Source organism: Microseira wollei NIES-4236, assembly GCF_020521235.1.
In the GTDB taxonomy this organism is placed as follows: domain Bacteria; phylum Cyanobacteriota; class Cyanobacteriia; order Cyanobacteriales; family Aerosakkonemataceae; genus Microseira; species Microseira wollei.
Genome location: NZ_BLAY01000205.1, coordinates 1 through 16,349 on the forward strand (window position 1 = coordinate 1; position 16,349 = coordinate 16,349).

The 16,349-nt window shown below is 45.0% G+C and carries 16 protein-coding genes and 1 tRNA gene; 6 read left to right on the forward strand and 11 right to left on the reverse strand.

The annotated features are described in order from the left end of the window. Positions 1 to 127: 127 nt before the first annotated feature. The 5 genes from MiSe_RS41235 to MiSe_RS41255 form a co-directional block, all read right to left on the reverse strand. A tRNA-Lys gene (locus MiSe_RS41235) sits at positions 128 to 199 on the reverse strand. A gap of 69 nt (positions 200 to 268) precedes the next feature. Next, positions 269 to 1,135, reverse strand: coding sequence for an aldose epimerase family protein (locus tag MiSe_RS41240; RefSeq protein ID WP_226591734.1), 867 nt, complete (start codon positions 1,133 to 1,135; stop codon positions 269 to 271). A gap of 68 nt (positions 1,136 to 1,203) precedes the next feature. Next, positions 1,204 to 1,422 (reverse strand): helix-turn-helix domain-containing protein, encoded by a 219-nt coding sequence (locus MiSe_RS41245; protein WP_264196908.1) that lies wholly within the window; start codon positions 1,420 to 1,422, stop codon positions 1,204 to 1,206. Between the two features lie 238 nt (positions 1,423 to 1,660). Then, positions 1,661 to 1,879, reverse strand: coding sequence for a helix-turn-helix domain-containing protein (locus MiSe_RS41250; protein WP_264196910.1), 219 nt, complete (start codon positions 1,877 to 1,879; stop codon positions 1,661 to 1,663). Positions 1,880 to 2,114: 235 nt separating this feature from the next. Continuing rightward, positions 2,115 to 2,333 (reverse strand): helix-turn-helix domain-containing protein, encoded by a 219-nt coding sequence (locus MiSe_RS41255; protein WP_226591740.1) that lies wholly within the window; start codon positions 2,331 to 2,333, stop codon positions 2,115 to 2,117. A gap of 167 nt (positions 2,334 to 2,500) precedes the next feature. Here MiSe_RS41255 and MiSe_RS41260 point away from each other — a divergent pair, with 167 nt between their 5' ends. From MiSe_RS41260 to MiSe_RS41270, 3 genes are all read left to right on the forward strand, one after another. Further along, positions 2,501 to 2,794 (forward strand): hypothetical protein, encoded by a 294-nt coding sequence (locus MiSe_RS41260; RefSeq protein ID WP_226591742.1) that lies wholly within the window; start codon positions 2,501 to 2,503, stop codon positions 2,792 to 2,794. A gap of 145 nt (positions 2,795 to 2,939) precedes the next feature. Beyond that, the gene (locus MiSe_RS41265; RefSeq protein WP_226591744.1) at positions 2,940 to 4,145 is read left to right on the forward strand and encodes an RNA-guided endonuclease InsQ/TnpB family protein; all 1,206 of its coding nucleotides are present in this window, start codon (positions 2,940 to 2,942) and stop codon (positions 4,143 to 4,145) included. A 76-nt stretch (positions 4,146 to 4,221) separates the two neighbouring features. Beyond that, positions 4,222 to 4,797 carry a Uma2 family endonuclease gene (locus tag MiSe_RS41270; protein ID WP_226591747.1) on the forward strand — a complete coding sequence of 192 codons (576 nt, stop codon included), beginning with the start codon at positions 4,222 to 4,224 and terminating at the stop codon, positions 4,795 to 4,797. Between the two features lie 68 nt (positions 4,798 to 4,865). On the opposite strand, the gene MiSe_RS41275 is transcribed toward MiSe_RS41270, so the two are convergent. The 5 genes from MiSe_RS41275 to MiSe_RS41295 all read right to left on the reverse strand — a co-directional run bounded on the left by MiSe_RS41275 (position 4,866) and on the right by MiSe_RS41295 (position 12,131). Next, positions 4,866 to 5,783, reverse strand: coding sequence for an FkbM family methyltransferase (locus tag MiSe_RS41275; RefSeq protein ID WP_226591749.1), 918 nt, complete (start codon positions 5,781 to 5,783; stop codon positions 4,866 to 4,868). Positions 5,784 to 6,171: 388 nt separating this feature from the next. Continuing rightward, positions 6,172 to 9,060: an excinuclease ABC subunit UvrA gene (gene uvrA, locus MiSe_RS41280; protein WP_226591751.1), complete on the reverse strand. Its 2,889-nt coding sequence runs from the start codon at positions 9,058 to 9,060 to the stop codon at positions 6,172 to 6,174. Positions 9,061 to 9,274: 214 nt separating this feature from the next. Next, positions 9,275 to 9,850, reverse strand: a complete 576-nt coding sequence (locus MiSe_RS41285) for a Uma2 family endonuclease (RefSeq protein ID WP_226591753.1) — start codon at positions 9,848 to 9,850, stop codon at positions 9,275 to 9,277. Between the two features lie 105 nt (positions 9,851 to 9,955). Beyond that, positions 9,956 to 10,174 (reverse strand): hypothetical protein, encoded by a 219-nt coding sequence (locus tag MiSe_RS41290; protein WP_226591755.1) that lies wholly within the window; start codon positions 10,172 to 10,174, stop codon positions 9,956 to 9,958. Between the two features lie 229 nt (positions 10,175 to 10,403). Beyond that, the gene (locus MiSe_RS41295; protein ID WP_226591757.1) at positions 10,404 to 12,131 is read right to left on the reverse strand and encodes a serine/threonine-protein kinase; all 1,728 of its coding nucleotides are present in this window, start codon (positions 12,129 to 12,131) and stop codon (positions 10,404 to 10,406) included. Between MiSe_RS41295 and MiSe_RS41300 the strand changes: the two genes are divergently transcribed. After that, positions 12,120 to 12,323, forward strand: coding sequence for a hypothetical protein (locus MiSe_RS41300; protein ID WP_226591759.1), 204 nt, complete (start codon positions 12,120 to 12,122; stop codon positions 12,321 to 12,323). The genes MiSe_RS41295 and MiSe_RS41300 overlap by 12 nt on opposite strands. A gap of 103 nt (positions 12,324 to 12,426) precedes the next feature. Then, positions 12,427 to 13,929 carry a serine/threonine-protein kinase gene (locus MiSe_RS41305; RefSeq protein ID WP_226591761.1) on the forward strand — a complete coding sequence of 501 codons (1,503 nt, stop codon included), beginning with the start codon at positions 12,427 to 12,429 and terminating at the stop codon, positions 13,927 to 13,929. Positions 13,930 to 14,099: 170 nt separating this feature from the next. Here MiSe_RS41305 and codA read toward each other — a convergent pair whose 3' ends face one another. Further along, on the reverse strand, positions 14,100 to 15,362 hold the full coding sequence (gene codA / locus MiSe_RS41310) for a cytosine deaminase (RefSeq protein WP_226591763.1): 1,263 nt from the start codon (positions 15,360 to 15,362) through the stop codon (positions 14,100 to 14,102). A gap of 160 nt (positions 15,363 to 15,522) precedes the next feature. Here codA and MiSe_RS41315 point away from each other — a divergent pair. Then, positions 15,523 to 16,349 (forward strand): hypothetical protein (locus MiSe_RS41315; protein ID WP_226591764.1); only part of this gene is annotated, 827 nt, incomplete at its 3' end.

Here is a 16,349-nt window from a genome sequence, read left to right on the forward strand (position 1 = left end):
GTCTCGGCACTGTTGCCTTCCCTCGCCTCTGGCATTGGTCAGGCAACGTACCTCGACTCACGCGCCTCTCATCCCGACGCTCACCTGGGTACAGGTAGAGCGCGGGGCTTCCCGTCTACAAGCTAAATGGGTCGCCCGGGATTCGAACCCGGAACTAATCGGTTAAAAGCCGAGTACTCTACCGTTGAGTTAGCGACCCTGGTGACTGTTTTTTTCGACACCGTTGACTACTATAACAATACATAAACCAAAAGTCAACCTACTTTTCTCAGAAATTTACACTCAAGCGCACTAGCGTTTCCAAACTCGCGCCTGGGTCTAAGTGAATCAGATTCTCGCCGGTGTTTAGCGCGTTGCGGGTAGCAGTCCAAGGTTCGAGGCAGTAATATGGTTTACCTTTGACCGTCCAGAAAACCACAACCGAGTAGGCGTCGTCGTATTCCAGGGTTAGTTGCATCCGGCGAGTGGCATCGGTGACGGAGGCTGAGTTACTGGTTAGCTTTTGGAAGGCTACGTCAATTTCATCGGCCTCGAAGTCAAAGCTGCCGTTAAAATAATGGGTTATTTTGGTTCGCTGGTCTTGGTACTCGGCAGCTGGAATGTTAAATTCCAACTGGGTTTTATCGCTGGTCTGGAAGTAAGGATGCAGCCCGGTGGAAAAGGGCATCGGTTCTGTGGAATGATTGGTGTACCGTTGCCGGATATTTAGACGATTGCCCAAAAGTTCGTAGGTGAAGGCGAGTTGGAACTCAAATGGGTAAACGGCACGAGTTTGGTCGTTGCTGTTGAGGACGAGGGTGAGGCTAACTAAATCTTGAGCGACTTGATCGGCAACTTCCCAAGGCATGTCGCGGGCAAAACCGTGTTGTTTGAGGGTATATTGTTTCCCTTGATAGGTGTAGGTGTTGTCGGGTAAGTTGCCGCAGATGGGAAATAGAATCGGGATGCCGCCTCTAACGCTTAAGTTGGGGTCGGCAAATCGTTCTGCGTCTAGGTAAAGGATATCCTCTCCTTGGACTTGCCAGCGGGTGATTATACCGCCGCGTTGCGGTACGACTTCCAAACGCGACTCGGTAGAAGAGTCAGAGAGGATGTAGGTTTGATATTGCTGTTGGTCAATGGCGATCGCAAACACTTATCCTAGCTTCCTGCACGACAAAAATTGGTTGACCCCATTACAATACACGCGATCGCCGAAGCGTGCTAACTATCCGCTTCATCTTCGTCATACACCATCAAGTCTCCTGGCTGACACTTGAGCGCCTTGCAAAGCGCATTCAGGGTATCACCATCAATTCTATTCAGGTAGCGGCGAACCCTGAGCCTAGAAATAGAATTAGGATTCATCCCCGTTAAGCGAGCCAACTCCTTATTGCTGATGTTGCGCTCAGCCATTACTACTGCCAGTCTCCAGCGTATCACCGATCAAATACTCAACTTATAGTCGTTACCTTGCAAGGCAGATGTTAGCACCTGAGCAAAACGAATCTTCTCTCCTAACACCGCTGCTGTATTTTTTTAATCCGTAATGGGTTGACAACAAAGTCAAGTCGGAATACAGTTAATTCAGACAGGAGAAAGCGATCGCTCCTCTGGCGTGGAAAACTAGAGTGCGATATGCCTCCGGCACGCTACGCGATCGCATTGCAGCCTAAAAAGGCTAACTATCCGTCTCGCCTTCTTCGTAAACGATTAAGTCTCCTGGCTGGCATTTTAGTGCTTTGCAAAGTGCCTCCAGTGTAGGTTCGTCAATTCTGGGTAGGCGATCGTGAAGCTTGAGCCGAGATATAGATTTAGGATGCCTTCCAATCAGGACAGCTAGCTCCTTATTGCTGATTTTGCGCTCAGCCATCACAACTGCCAATCTCCAGCGGATCACTGTTTAACTACTCGATTACGGATCTTGCTATTGCAAGCCAGATGCTAACACTTCGCGCGGTGAGTTTTTGGCAGTTCCACACTTAGTGCCCCTAATTCTACAGTAGGCGTTGACAAATAACGCCAGTCAGAATAGAGTTAGTGCACACATGACAAAGCGATCGCTCCTCTGGCGTGGAAAACTAGAGTGCGATATGCCTCCCTTCGCTACGCGAACGCATTGCAACCTACAAAGGTTAACTATCTGTCTCGCCTTCTTCGTAGACGATTAAGTCTCCGGGCTGGCACTTTAAAGCCTTACAAAGAGATTCCAGCAAAGATTCGTCAATCCTGGGAAGGCGCCGATGCTGCTTCAGCCTGGAGACGGAATTAGGATGCTTTCCGATTAAGGAAGCTAGTTCTTTATTGCTGATATCGCGTTCAGCCATTACAACTGCTAGTCTCCAGCGGATCATTGCCTCAATGCTTAATGTCTAGCCATACCATTGCAAGCCAGATAGTAGCATTTGGCATCATCCAATTTTGTCTTTGCTACGTCTATTGTGTTTTATTAACCGCGAGATGTTGACAATCGACTCAAGTTGGAATAAATTAAGTGCAGACATGACAAAGCGATCGCCCAGTGCCTGGAAAACATGAGGGCGATCGCTCTGTAACACCTGAAAAAGGCAGTAATACCATGATAGAACAACGTTCGGTTCTGGAGCTAATCAAAGCGCCGATTCCTGACATACCGGAAGGAAAACTACCCGTGCGTATGATTGCTTGCGGTATTCCCTATGGGGTGAATAGCGTAATTCATAACTTGCATGTGGTTCGATTTGCAGAAGTTGCAGCTTGGAGTCCGCCGTTACCTTCTCCAGTCAAAGGTGAAATCATTCGGATTTTGACTCGCTATATCAAAATTAGCGGCTGAGGGCGATCTCCTCGCGATCGCATTGAATGTTAGCTTTGATGGGTAAACCTCAAATGGTTTACCAAAAAATTGGGTTTAAAGCCCCGTCCTTCTAGGACGGCTTTTTTAACTGTGGTATAATTGCGCCAAGAGAGCCAGCGTAAATATGTTGGTATTTGAGGCCAAACTTGAAGGGGTAAAACAACAGTATGAAAAGCTTGATCAAGCCATTCGTACTGCTAGATTTGTTCGCAACAGTTGCCTCAGATACTGGATGGACAACAAGGGAATTGGTAAATACGAGTTGAGTGCTTATTGCGCCGTTCTCGCCAAACAGTTCCCTTGGGCTGGCAAGTTGAACTCCCAAGCTAGACAAGCTTCGTCTGAACGAGCTTGGTCTGCCATTGCTCGGTTCTACGACAACTGTAAAAAGGGTAAGCCAGGGAAAAAGGGTTTCCCACGCTTTAAGAAGCATCAAACACACGGTTCAGTTGAGTACAAAACAACCGGATGGAAGCTTTCAGAAGACAGGCGAACTATCATTTTCACAGATGGTTTAAAAGCTGGAAACTTCAAGCTGTGGGGAACCCGCAACTTGCACTTTTATCAGTTGAAGCAAATTAAGCGGGTTCGGGTTGTTCGTAGAGCCGATGGGTATTACGTTCAGTTTTGCCTTGATATTGAGCGGATTGAGGAACGAGAACCAACAGGTAAAACCATTGGATTGGATGTCGGACTGACTCATTTCTACACCGACTCGAGCGGGCAAACTATTGAAAATCCTCGTTACTTGAAAAAGTCTGAAAAAGCTTTGAAACGGCTTCAACGGAAAATTTCTTGTACCGAAAAAGGCTCGAAAAATAGAGCCAAAGCCAGAAACCGCTTGAGCAGAAAGCACCTCAAAGTAAGCAGGCAGCGTAAAGACTTTACCGTGAAATTGGCAAGGTGCGTTATCCAGTCTAACGACTTGGTTGCCTACGAGGATTTGCAGGTGCGAAACATGGTTAGAAATAGGAAGCTGGCAAAGTCGATTTCTGACGCGGCGTGGTCAGCTTTCCGTAATTGGCTGGAGTATTTCGGCAAGGTGTTTGGAGTAGCAACGGTTGCAGTGCCACCTCACTACACCAGCGCTAATTGCTCCAATTGTGGGGAAGTTGTCAAGAAATCTTTGAGTCAGCGTACACATAGATGTCCTGATTGCGGTCACGTACAAGACAGAGATTGGAATGCGGCTCAGAACATATTAGAACTTGCACTCCGTACCGTGGGGCACACGGGAACGTTAAACGCCTCTTTTGACATCGACCTCTGCTTAGGTGAGGAAACTCCTCTAAGTAAGCCGAGTCGCAGAAAGAGGAAGCCCAAACAGTGATGTTTGTAATCACCGCCCTAAAAGTGCGGTGAAGATGTCAACCGTCAGATGTCATTAATTAACTGAGGGATTCCCGATGAATGCCTTAATTTTGAATATTCCTCAAAATATTCAACTGACTGACGAGCAATTTTTTGAGCTTTGTCAGGTGAATCGAGATTTAAGATTTGAACGCACCGCTACAGGAGAATTAATTATCATGTTACCTACGGGAGGAGGAACGGGAGAACGAAATGCAGGCATCAATGCTCAAGTTTGGATTTGGAATCAGCAAGCGCAACTTGGTAAAGTTTTTGATTCATCAACGGGTTTTAAACTTCCTAACGGTGCAGATCGATCTCCGGATGCTTCTTGGATTCCTTTGGAAAAATGGAATGCGCTTACACCCGAACAACAGGAAAGATTTCTTCCCCTTTGTCCGGACTTTGTTATAGAGTTGCGTTCCCCCAGCGATTCGTTACCATCTCTGCAAGACAAAATGCAGGAGTATATCGACAATGGAACTCGTTTAGGTTGGTTGATTAATCGCCAAAATCGACAAGTGGAAATTTATCGTCAAGGTAGGGAAAAAGAAGTGTTGTCCGATCCTGCTAATTTATCGGGAGAGGATGTTTTGCCTGGGTTTATTTTGAATATGTCATTGGTTTGGTAATTATTGGGGGATGGAGTTGCGATCGCGTAGGGATCGCATTGCTTTTCTCTCATTGGTGGCTGGAAATATCACCAACCCAACAACACACGCCAGCCTTTTTTTCTTAAGCGTACTAATGCACGCTCTGGCTCTTTTGTAGCCAGATAATTGGGTACCTCATGTATAGTGTAAGTATATTGGGGTCTGTTCTTGATTTCACCTACTTCTATTCCCCAAAAACTTTTTTCTAAGTAAAACAGACTATATCCATATTCTTCTAAAAATTGAGTTAATACCGTTGGATATTTTGCGTGTTCTTCAAATATTATATCCCTAATTCGATTGCTTTCAATTACCTCCTTAGCTCCTTTCAATACACTAATTTCATGCCCTTCTACATCAATTTTCATCACTCCTATTTTTTCATGATTATCTATAATTTCATCCAATTTTTGCAGCTTTATTTTATAGTCTCTTCCCTCTAATGCCTGATAATTCTCTTCTGTCACTACTCTCGATCGTCCCATGCTAATTTGAAAAGTCGCATGACTACGCAAAAGTCCCTCTCCAGCATTTTCGCTTAAAGCTACCTGATGACTAATAATTCTTGCTAATCCTTCCTTTTGATTCCAAGTGTTAACGTTTTTCATTAATTCTTCATATACTTTAGGGTGAGGTTCAAATGCAATTACTTTACCACTTCCCCCACATTTTACTGCCATCAGACTTGCCATTTGTCCTATATTTGCACCCACATCAACAGCACATTCGCCTGGATCGAGTAGGTTCCAAACAGATTCACATACACAGAGATCGTAGAGTCCATACATGCATATTCTCTTCCCTATAAACTCATGGGGTCTCACCAAAATTTTAACTCCCCAAGGAAGACTCACTTCTTCAAATTCATTATTACTTATATTTCCTTTTTTCATCAATTGGTATCGAACCAGTTGTTTGGGGTTAAAAAATAATTCTGGGGTTTTTAACATATCTGCAAATTTCATTTAGCCTCCTTTACACAAGTTCATTAAATGGGATGATTCACTTTCAATTTTGCTTTGGTAACGTCATAATACCTCTATAACTTGGAGCTTCAAAAAACCCCAGGTATTATTGACATCCTTATTGATACCGTTTCAGATAAATAATAGCCACGCCTCCCCTGACTGGGTTGGCTGAACTAATTGTGCTGCGGTTTTACACCCTGAATCTTTTTGAGATCAAACAGCCTAAAAGCTTTGTTAAGGGCTGCTTGTGATGGGTTAGTCACCCTGTTAGGCTTGTATATATTTGATTATTATAACCCTTTTATTCGTAAATATCTAGTGGTCAAACCAATTATTTTTCGGACAAACCGGGTAACTTTTGCGTAAGTCCTGTAAAATAAGCATTTCAGGCTTGACCCAAGATTGGTGAATGCTGCTGCAAGACTTGCTTTAAATATTGCCCAGTATAAGACCTCGAATTCGCCGCTACTTCCTCCGGCGTGCCAAAAGCAATTACTTCCCCTCCTTTATCTCCACCTTCTGGCCCTAAATCTATCACCCAATCGGAACAACGAATTACATCCAAATTATGTTCGATCACCAAAATAGAATTACCTTTATCCACCAATCTCTGCAACACATCTAACAACTTATGGACATCGTAAAAAGATAAACCAGTTGTCGGTTCGTCGATTAAATAAAGCGTCTTCCCCGTGGCGCGGCGAGATAGTTCGGATGCCAATTTTACCCGCTGCGCTTCGCCGCCGGATAAGGTAGGTGCTGTCTGTCCCAAACGGATGTAACCTAATCCCACATCTAATAAAGTTTGCAGTCGCGTTGCTGCTTTGGGGATATTGATAAAAAACTCCAAAGCTTCTTCGACAGTCATGTCTAAAACTTCCGCAATCGACTTGCCTTTATATTTCACTTGCAAGGTTTCTCGATTGTATCTAGCACCTTTACAAACTTCGCATTGAACGTACACATCCGGCAGAAAATTCATCTCAATTACATTCACCCCCTGTCCGCTACAAGCTTCGCATCTTCCGCCTTTGACGTTGAAGGAAAATTGCCCTGGTTTATATCCCCTGGCTTTGGCTTCTATGGTTTGGGAAAAGATATCGCGAATCGCATCAAATACGCCGGTATATGTGACGGGGTTAGAACGCGGCGTGCGTCCAATGGGAGATTGGTCGATCACAATTGCTTTATCGATGGCGTTGAGTCCGGTAATTTTTTCCAGTTGTTTGGGAAGGGGAACTTTGCGCGTGAGGTGATGTTGTAATGCTGGATAAAGTAATTCGTTGACTAAGGTAGATTTTCCAGAACCGGAAACGCCGGTAATGCAGACAAGTTTACCCAAGGGGATTTCTACATCGATGTTTTTTAAGTTATTGCGATGGGCATTCTTGAGGATTAAGGATTTGCCATTTCCAGTTCTTCTTTCTGCTGGGGTTTCTATGACTCGCCGTCCCGATAGATAAGCGCCAGTTAAAGACTTTTCTGCGGTTAGTAATGTGTCTAAATTCCCTTGGGCGATGATTTCTCCGCCGTGTATTCCCGCGCCGGGACCAATATCTACAATATGGTCGGCAGCGCGGATGGTTTCTTCGTCGTGTTCGACTACTATTAAGGTATTTCCTAAGTCGCGTAGTTTGGTTAATGTATTCAGCAAGCGAGTGTTGTCTCTTTGATGCAATCCGATACTCGGTTCATCTAAAACGTATAGGACGCCTGTTAATCCAGAACCTATTTGCGTCGCCAATCGGATTCGCTGTGCTTCGCCCCCCGAAAGGGTCATAGCGGCGCGGTCTAAGGTGAGGTAATCTAATCCTACGTCGAGGAGGAATTGCAGTCTGGCTTTGATTTCTCTGAGGACTAAATCGGCGATTTGCGCTTGGCGATCGCTCAACCTCAATTTATCAATCCTCTCCTTACTTTCCCCAATCGAAACTGCCGTCAATTCCTCTATTTTATATTGCCCCATTCGCACCGATAGCGCTTCCGGTTTCAGTCTCTTTCCTTGACAAACTTCGCAGGTTTGATATACTAGATATTGTTCTAATTTTTGCTTTTGCAATTCCGACCCTTCATCATATTGTTTTTGCAGGATTGCTAAAACTCCAGAATAGTGTCGGAAATCCTTTCTTTCTGGTATCCAAATCGCTTTTTCCGAACCTGATAAGAGAATCTGTTGCTGTTCTTTGGTAAGTTGTTTCCAAGGGGTGTGGAGTTCAAATCCAAACGCTTGCGCCACGTTATAAAGTAGCGAGATATAGTAAGAATTATCCTTTTCTGCCCAAGGGGCGATCGCACTATAAAGAGGCGCATCCGGATCGGGTACAATTAACTCTGGTGAAAATGTCCGCAAACTGCCTAATCCGTGACAATTTGGACAAGCACCGTAAGGCGAATTAAACGAAAATAGTCTCGGCGATAATTCTTCCATCACCGCCCCATGTTCGGGACAAGCAAAGTTTTCGGAAAAGATTAATTCTTTTTCGCTGTTGACTTCTGATGAAGGAGTAATATCAATCACCGCAATTCCACCGGAATGACGCAAGCAGGTGTTGAGAGAATCAACCAAACGTTCTTGAAGATCGGGTTTTTTGATTAACCGATCGACGACGATTTCAATTGTGTGATGATAATTTTTATCTAATTCGATATTTTCGTCGAGTTGGCGAATTTCCCCATTAACTCGCACGCGGACAAAACCTTCAGAGACTAAACTCGATAAAAGTTTGCGGTGGGTTCCCTTTTTACCGCGCACGACGGGTGATAGGATTTGGAAGCGGGTACGATCTGGGAGTTCCATGATGCGATCGCACATCTCGTCGATTGTCTGAGGTGCAATACAGCGATCGCATATCGGACAGTGGGGTTCTCCCGCCCTGCCATACAATAATCGCAGATAATCGTAAATTTCGGTAACCGTGCCTACCGTCGAACGCGGGTTATTCGATGTAGACTTTTGATCGATGGAAATAGCCGGACTCAGCCCTTCGATGGCTTCTACATCCGGTTTATCTAGCTGTCCTAAGAATTGTCGCGCATAAGCGCTGAGAGATTCAACGTAGCGGCGCTGTCCTTCCGCGAAGATGGTATCGAAGGCGAGGGAGGACTTACCCGACCCGGAGACGCCGGTGAAGACGATTAAGCGATCGCGCGGCAGTTCCAAATCGATATTCTTAAGGTTATGCTGCCTCGCGCCCCGAATGCGGATCGTATTCTGGTTATTATGGTTGGGGCTGGTGAGATGCTGGGCGTCTGAACTATCGACAGGATGAGACATGAGAACAGGGCGTAACAGTCCTTGATAATTTTAAACCAGAAATTTATTTCTGGCTGTAGGGGCACGGCAATTTAAAACCTTTGGTATAAACCAAAAGTTATTATATGCCGTGCCCCTACAAAATTATCGTTGAAATTGACTGAAACTCTGAATCGAGCAAACATTTAACCTGTTTTAACAGGTTTTAGCTTTTAGCTTGAAATTTATTTCAAGGCTATGTGTTGAGTAAAGAAACCTGGCGATACAATGCTGCAATCGGACAGCTAAAATCAACGCTGGCAAAATAGATTTCTTCGCCTGAGTTGTAGGTTTGTTGTACCCAGTTTCCTTCCCCATTGCGGCGGAAACACTCGACGCGCATCTGGTTTTGACTAATTAGCACGTATTCGGTCAAAGTTTCTAAATTTTTGTAGTCATTAAATTTACCTTCTCTATCAAAAGCTTCTGTTTTGGAAGACAATACTTCCACAATTAAACAAGGATAGCGAATAAACTTTTCAGAAGAGTTTCTGTCTCGTTCGTCGCAGGTTACCGCGACATCAGGATAGTAGAAATCATTCTCTGCTTCTACTCGAACTTTCATATCTGTGGTGTAAACTATACAGTCACTGTCTTCAAGTGAGTTGTCTAACTGCCGATATATATTTCCTGTAATTATGACATGAGCTTTACTTGCTCCTGCCATTGCGTAGATGAGTCCTTGCCTGTATTCATGCTTGATGGGATTATTATCTTCTATTTCTAGATATTCTTCTGGGGAGAAGTAGGCGTGGTATTGGGTGGAAAGCATGGGTTAAAGTTGCTGAAATTATACTTTTATTTTAAGCGTCGCGTACAGCCTGAGTCAGCTTTTCCAAGTCAGCAACGGCTTGTGGTTTATACTCAACTGAGAGCTTCATTGCTGTTTTCCACTAAGTTTTTTATAGACTTCTTCAGCAGGAATACCCCGTTCGCCTGCTTCTTTTCCCTTTCTAAACTCCATTAATCGCTGCTTGACCTCTTCTTTGATTTCTTTTCCCTCGTCAGGATCGCCGAAATACTCGTCTAGGCATTGTTCAACAATGTGTCGAATTAGATCTGTAAGTTGCTCAACTGTCATGTCTTTGATTTGCATTTTAATCTCCTGGCATTTAGTACTTACAATTTTAGCAAGAGTGGTATAGGATAGAGCGATCGCATCTTCAAGAAACCCGGTTTGTCAAAGAAACCGGGTTTCTTGGGTGACAAGAATTAAAGCCATATTTGCAAATATCCCCTTTAAAATTTGCTAGCTGATTGTGCTAACTATTGCTGCTAATATCGCAGATTCCAAGCTAGGGAATTATCCTCTTTCGCTACTACGCTTACTCATGTTTTGTGCCATCAGGCATGATTGCGCCCTTCAAATTAGCACCCTTTAGGTTGGCATACCCCAGGTTGGCACCCCCCAGGTTGGCACCCCCCAGGTAGGCATCCCCCAGGTTGGCATCCCCCAGGTAGGCATCCCCCAGGTAGGCACCCCCCAGGTAGGCACCCCCCAGGTAGGCATCCTTCAGGTTGGCACCCTTCAGGTTGGCACCCCTCAGGTTGGCATCCTTCAGGTTGGCACCCTTCAGGTTGGCACCCCTCAGGTTGGCATCCTTCAGGTTGGCACCCCTCAGGTTGGCATCCTTCAGGTTGGCACCCTTCAGGTTGGCATCCTTCAGGTTGGCATCCTTCAGGTTGGCACCCTTCAGGTTGGCATCCTTCAGGTTGGCATCCTTCAGGTTGGCATCCTCCAGGTTGGCATCCTCCAGGTGGGTATCCCTCAAGACACCCATCAGGTTGGTATTCCCCAGGTTGGCACCCCTCAGGTTGGCACCCCCCAGGTTGGCACCCCTCAGGTTGGCACCCCTCAGGTTGGCACCCCCCAGGTTGGCACCCCTCAGGTTGGCACCCCCCAGGTTGGCACCCCTCAGGTTGGCACCCCCCAGGTTGGCACCCCCCAGGTAGGCATCATTCAAGTCACACTTTTCGCAACTCCCAGTCATCCGCAATCGATTGACAGCAGCACTTCCAGAAGTTGCACTCAACTGAGAAATTATCAAATTTGTGCCAAAAATGGCGACAACTCCAAGAGTGGCTAGCCCTGCTACAACCGCTGGTTTCCTCGTGAGATTTACTGAACGAAATAAAGTTTCTACCAGAGTGGCACTACCAACAACATCAATGGGCTGAAGTGCTTCCAAAGCCGCAGCCGCATTGCCATAGCGATTCTTCAAATTCGGTTCCACCATTTTGGTCAGCCAATCAACAAAGCGCGGCTTCAGTTTGGGAACTAATTTCTTAAACTCAAACCGATAGTTATCATCAATTAACTTGCCAATATCAACAGAACGAGTACCAGTCACCAAGCAAATCAAAGTTGCTCCCAAACTATATAAATCCGATGCTTCTGTAAGCGAACGACCAAACTGTTCTTCCGGCGGCATAAAGCCTATCGTTCCTGCTGCGACGCTGCTAAGCGCCAATTCCCCACCCCGAATGCGGGCAAAACCAAAATCAATTAGGTAAGCATTTAATTGCTTGTCCACCAAAATATTCTCTGGTTTGATATCCCGATGAATCACCGGAGGAGTCCGCTTTTGCAAGTAAACCAAAATTTCTAAAACCGACACAGCAATTTGCTTAATTTCTTCAGGAGTAAAGCTGCGTCGTTCCGCTAAAGATGGCGCATTTTTATATTCCTGCACCAAACAAAAGCCCGATGCAGTTTCAAAAGAATCTAGATAGCGGGGAATGCGGGGATGATTTAATTGTTGCAGCAGTTCAATTTCCCGTTCATAAGCTTTAAAACCCGACCAATCCGCACCCCCCATTGCAAACCGAAACTCTTTAATTACAACAAGATCCCCCCCTGTTGTCCCCTCCCGATCAAGGACATCCCCTCTTGTCCCCCCCCGATCAAGATCCCCCCCTCTTGTCCCCCCCTTGATCAGGGGGGCATGGGGGGATCTCTTCACCAAGTAAGTAATCCGCCCCGCTTCCCGGTTGCGTCCCAATTCGCGGATAATTTGATAGCCGTGGCTGGAAAAATCTGAATGGTTGCTCATAGGTTTGTCCTTGCATCTGGATTTGTGCAGTGCGATCGCAGTTGGGTAGTGGGTGGTGTATGCGGCGCACCCCTAACCGTTGATACCGATTTTGGCATACACTATTGTCGCATCCTGAAATTGCTATCCCTGGTTGGCGTTGAGTGTCCCTGCACTCCACCCAACCTACAACTGACCCAAGTTTCTTCCTGAAGCAGAAAAATGATTGCTAAAGAAAATTGGAGCAGAGGTAAACTTTAAAAGCGTTCGCAGCTAGCCTAGAGTTAGCCTTCCAGATTTGTCTGCCGTTGGGTAGATGCGATCGCGCGACGGTAAATATAAGAAATACTATCCAGTTTATTGGTCAAAATCTATGTTGAACGGTCAAACAAATCACCCAATCTTTGGAAAATTAGTAGGTGGACGTTATTATATACTCGAAATACTCAGTTTTGGCGTACTGGGGCGGACTTACCTTGCCAAAGACATTCGCCAAACGGGTAGCCCCAAATGCGTCATCAAACACGTCAAAGCTGCCAGCGATGAACCCAAAACCCTGGAAACTCTAAAGCGTCTATTTTTGGGGGAAGCAGAAATTCTGATTAATTTGGGAAAGCACGAACAAATTCCCCAGGTATTAGCTACATTTGAAAACGACCAAGGATTCTACTTAGTACAAGAATTCATTGAAGGACAACCCCTGAGTGAACTACTACCAACCAGTACCCGCTGCGGTCAACGTTGGACTGAATTTCAAGTTGTTAAATTTTTGAAAGACCTTTTGGGCATTCTGGAATTTATTCACGCTCATACTATCATCCATTGTAACATCAATCCAAGCAACATAATTAAACGTGCCGTAGACGGAAAGCTATTTTTAACTGACTTCGGCGCAGTTCAACCAGTGCAAAATACAGCGCCCGATCTCAAATTAAATCTTACTCCATCCGGATATATTCCAGGAGAGCAACTCGCATTTCAGCCTCGGATAAACAGCGATATTTATGCTTTAGGTACCATTGGCGTTCAAGCACTAACAGGACTGCGTCCAGCGCAATTACAAATAGATAATATAACTTGGCAGCGCCAGGTTAGCGACGAGTTAGCTGGTGTCCTGGAGCGAATGGTGCAACCCGATTATAAAGACCGCTATCAAAATGCGACGGAAGTCTTGCAAGCGCTTCATAGTCTGCCTGTCAACCTTGAGAAACCCATAGAAGTCAAACAAATATCCTCGCTGCAACCGACTCTAAATCTGGTGCAAACACCCGAACCAAAAGAGTTAATTTTACCCTCATTTGAGCCTACCGAATTTATCGACGAGCTACCCATTTCTTTATGGCCAATTCCCTTACCACCGCTAGAGTTCGACCCAGACATAGAAATTCATATACCGGGCATTCCTCCGGTGTTAATAATGTTGAGCCTTACCTTAGCGGCACTAGGTGCTAATTATCTGTTTATAGAAGCAGGTATTCACGATATTCTAGAACCAGATCCAAAGGAATTAAAGTTAGTAAAACCAAATATTAAAGATGAACAATTACTGAGTTGGTCTGAAGAACTTTGTAGAATTCCTTATCTGTGTTTCTTCCAAGGACTCCCCTTGAGCGAAAGAGATGTTTACCTACTGCGGAAAAAAGCCTACGTCCACGCCTATAAGGGCGACTTTACGAGTGCTTTGAAATATTTGGAACAGATTACTCCCAGCAGTCCGCAATACGATTGCGTCAAAATCAAAATTGCAGAATACCGCAAAAAACAAGCTATCAAAAATTATCAAATGGGTACTACTGCTAATTCAAATACTACGCGCTAATTGCTAATTGCTAATTGCTAATTGTTAATTGTTAATTGTTAATTGGGAATCTTAGGCAAAGAAACCGGGTTTCTCCGAAAAATCCTTGGGAAAGGGAACCAGAGATCAACTAAGAAACCGTAATTGCTAATTGCTAATTGCTAATTGGGAATCGGGAAAACACCCACTTACTAACCTTTCCATTGCGTGACGGATGGTTCGGTATAAGCAAGTAACTTGCCTTGGGAAATAACATAACGCACCGTGGCGCGGCGACGAATTGCATCGTAGCGACTCGAACCATCTAAAACTATTAAATTGGCTGGTTTTCCTATTGCAATTCCATAGTTATCTTGCAAATGCAAAGTTTTAGCGCCGTGCCACGTTACCATATCAAAACAAGCATCGATTTCTGCCATTCCTGTCATTTGGCAAACGTGAACTGCCATATGGGCGACTTCTAACATATTTCCCGTTCCCAAACTGTACCAAGGATCTTGGACGCAATCATGTCCTAAACTGACATTTAATCCCGCTTGCCAAAGTTCTTTTACGCGGGTAATTCCCCGACGTTTGGGATAAGTATCGGTGCGCCCTTGCAGGGTAATATTAATCAGGGGATTGGCGATGAAATTAATTGGCGATCGCACCAACAATCCCATCAATTTTCGCGCATATGCATTGTTATAAGAACCAAACGCAGTTGTGTGACTCGCTGTAACTTTTTCCCCGATTCCCTCACGCACAGCACAAGCTGCTACCACTTCTAAAAACCGCGACTGTTCGTCATCAATTTCATCGCAGTGAATATCGATAATTTTATCATATTTTTCGGCTAATTCAAAGATGCGATGAACCGAACGCACCCCATCTTCTCGCGTAAATTCATAGTGGGGAATTCCTCCCACAACATCCGCCCCCAATTTCAGCGCTTCTTCCAATAGTTCCTCGTTTTTTGTCTGGCTGTAAATCCCATCTTGGGGAAAGGCCACCACTTGTAAATTTATCCAATCTTTGACCTCTTCTCGCACTTCGAGTAAGCCTTGCAATGCAGTTAAACTCGGTTCGCTAACATCGGCATGGCTGCGAACAAATAATACACCTTGGGAGGCTTGTTGCTTTAGAGTTTCTTTGGCGCGGTTTTTGACATCTTCTAGGGTTAAACTTTGCTTGCGTTCTCCCCAAATTTCAATTCCTTCAAACAAAGTTCCGCTTTGATTCCATCGCGGTTCGCCTGCGGTTAAAGCCGAATCTAAATGAATGTGCGACTCAACAAACGGCGGACTCACTAACTTACCTTGAATATCGAGTTCTAGTTGGCAGGGTGAGGTAAGATGGGGGGCAATGGCTGCAATCTTCCCGTCTACAATAGCAATGTCAACTTCCGACTCAGTCCCGGTTGAATTGAGCAAGCGACAACGGCGCAGAAGTAGATCCCAGGGTTTTGGTAACATCGGTACTCCTTGAGGCAGGTGCAACAGTTGTTGAATATGACGGAAAATTGCGGTAACATAGATAAGTTTAACGGAATTTTGCTATAAAACTCTGGGACTGCCACGGGACGGGGAATATGATAAATTTTGTCTCATAGACATAGCAGATATAGAAGTTATCATGAATGACACCAGCGAGCGCAATGGGTTGGAAGTAACAGAAACTATCTCCGTAGCGGGTTCTGTGATTGGGTCGATATTGGCAGTGGCTTCCAATCAGCTAATTTATGCAGCCGCTCCCTTGACTTTAGCGCTCTCCCTCAGTACAATCAACCGCCGCCGGTTTGAGCAGAACTTGCAGCAGAATATGCTGTCGTTTTTATCTCAGATGAACTCTCGCATCACGGAAACAGACCAGAAAATAGCAGGAGAGTTACAGGCGGTAAAAGATGCGGCAAAATCCCTGGCTCCCGCTCCTGAACCTGTTAATATTAAACCGATCCAAGCAGAAATCTCGGCGCTGCAAAAACGATTCGATACCTTAGAAGTAGCAATTGGCAATATTTCATCCACAGGGAATGTTACCGCGCAGCCAGCTTTTGACCCCACTTATATAGAACAACAGATTCAGGAACTGAAAACTGTACTGACCAATACAGAAAAAACAACCGCTGCCAGGGTTAACCCAGAGGAACTTAAGCAAGTTAAGCAGGAAATACAACAACTGCAAGGAAACCTTTCGTCGTTGAACGAAGCGTTTAACCAGCGGTTGGAACCAAGTCAAATTGCCGACTTAAAGCAAACTACAGCCGCAATTGACCAAAAAATAGCTGACTCATCCCTGGAACAACAAATACAGCAACTGCAAGGAAACCTTTCGTCGTTGAACGAAGCGTTTAACCAGCGGTTGGAACCAAGTCAAATTGCCGACTTAAAGCAAACTACAGCCGCAATTGACCAAAAAATAGCTGACTCATCCCTGGAACAACAAATACAGCAACTGCAAGG

Bases quoted from the DNA above. Each gene is read 5' to 3' on its own strand.
- MiSe_RS41255 (WP_226591740.1), bottom strand. From the start codon at position 2,333: ATGATCCGCTGGAGACTAGCAGTTGTAATGGCTGAACGCGATATCAGC.
- MiSe_RS41265 (WP_226591744.1), top strand. From the start codon at position 2,940: ATGTTGGTATTTGAGGCCAAACTTGAAGGGGTAAAACAACAGTATGAA.
- MiSe_RS41270 (WP_226591747.1), top strand. From the start codon at position 4,222: ATGAATGCCTTAATTTTGAATATTCCTCAAAATATTCAACTGACTGAC.
- MiSe_RS41275 (WP_226591749.1), bottom strand. From the start codon at position 5,783: ATGAAATTTGCAGATATGTTAAAAACCCCAGAATTATTTTTTAACCCC.
- uvrA (WP_226591751.1), bottom strand. From the start codon at position 9,060: ATGTCTCATCCTGTCGATAGTTCAGACGCCCAGCATCTCACCAGCCCC.
- MiSe_RS41285 (WP_226591753.1), bottom strand. From the start codon at position 9,850: ATGCTTTCCACCCAATACCACGCCTACTTCTCCCCAGAAGAATATCTA.
- MiSe_RS41290 (WP_226591755.1), bottom strand. From the start codon at position 10,174: ATGCAAATCAAAGACATGACAGTTGAGCAACTTACAGATCTAATTCGA.
- MiSe_RS41300 (WP_226591759.1), top strand. From the start codon at position 12,120: ATGGTTGCTCATAGGTTTGTCCTTGCATCTGGATTTGTGCAGTGCGAT.
- MiSe_RS41295 (WP_226591757.1), bottom strand. From the start codon at position 12,131: ATGAGCAACCATTCAGATTTTTCCAGCCACGGCTATCAAATTATCCGC.
- MiSe_RS41305 (WP_226591761.1), top strand. From the start codon at position 12,427: ATGCGATCGCGCGACGGTAAATATAAGAAATACTATCCAGTTTATTGG.
- codA (WP_226591763.1), bottom strand. From the start codon at position 15,362: ATGTTACCAAAACCCTGGGATCTACTTCTGCGCCGTTGTCGCTTGCTC.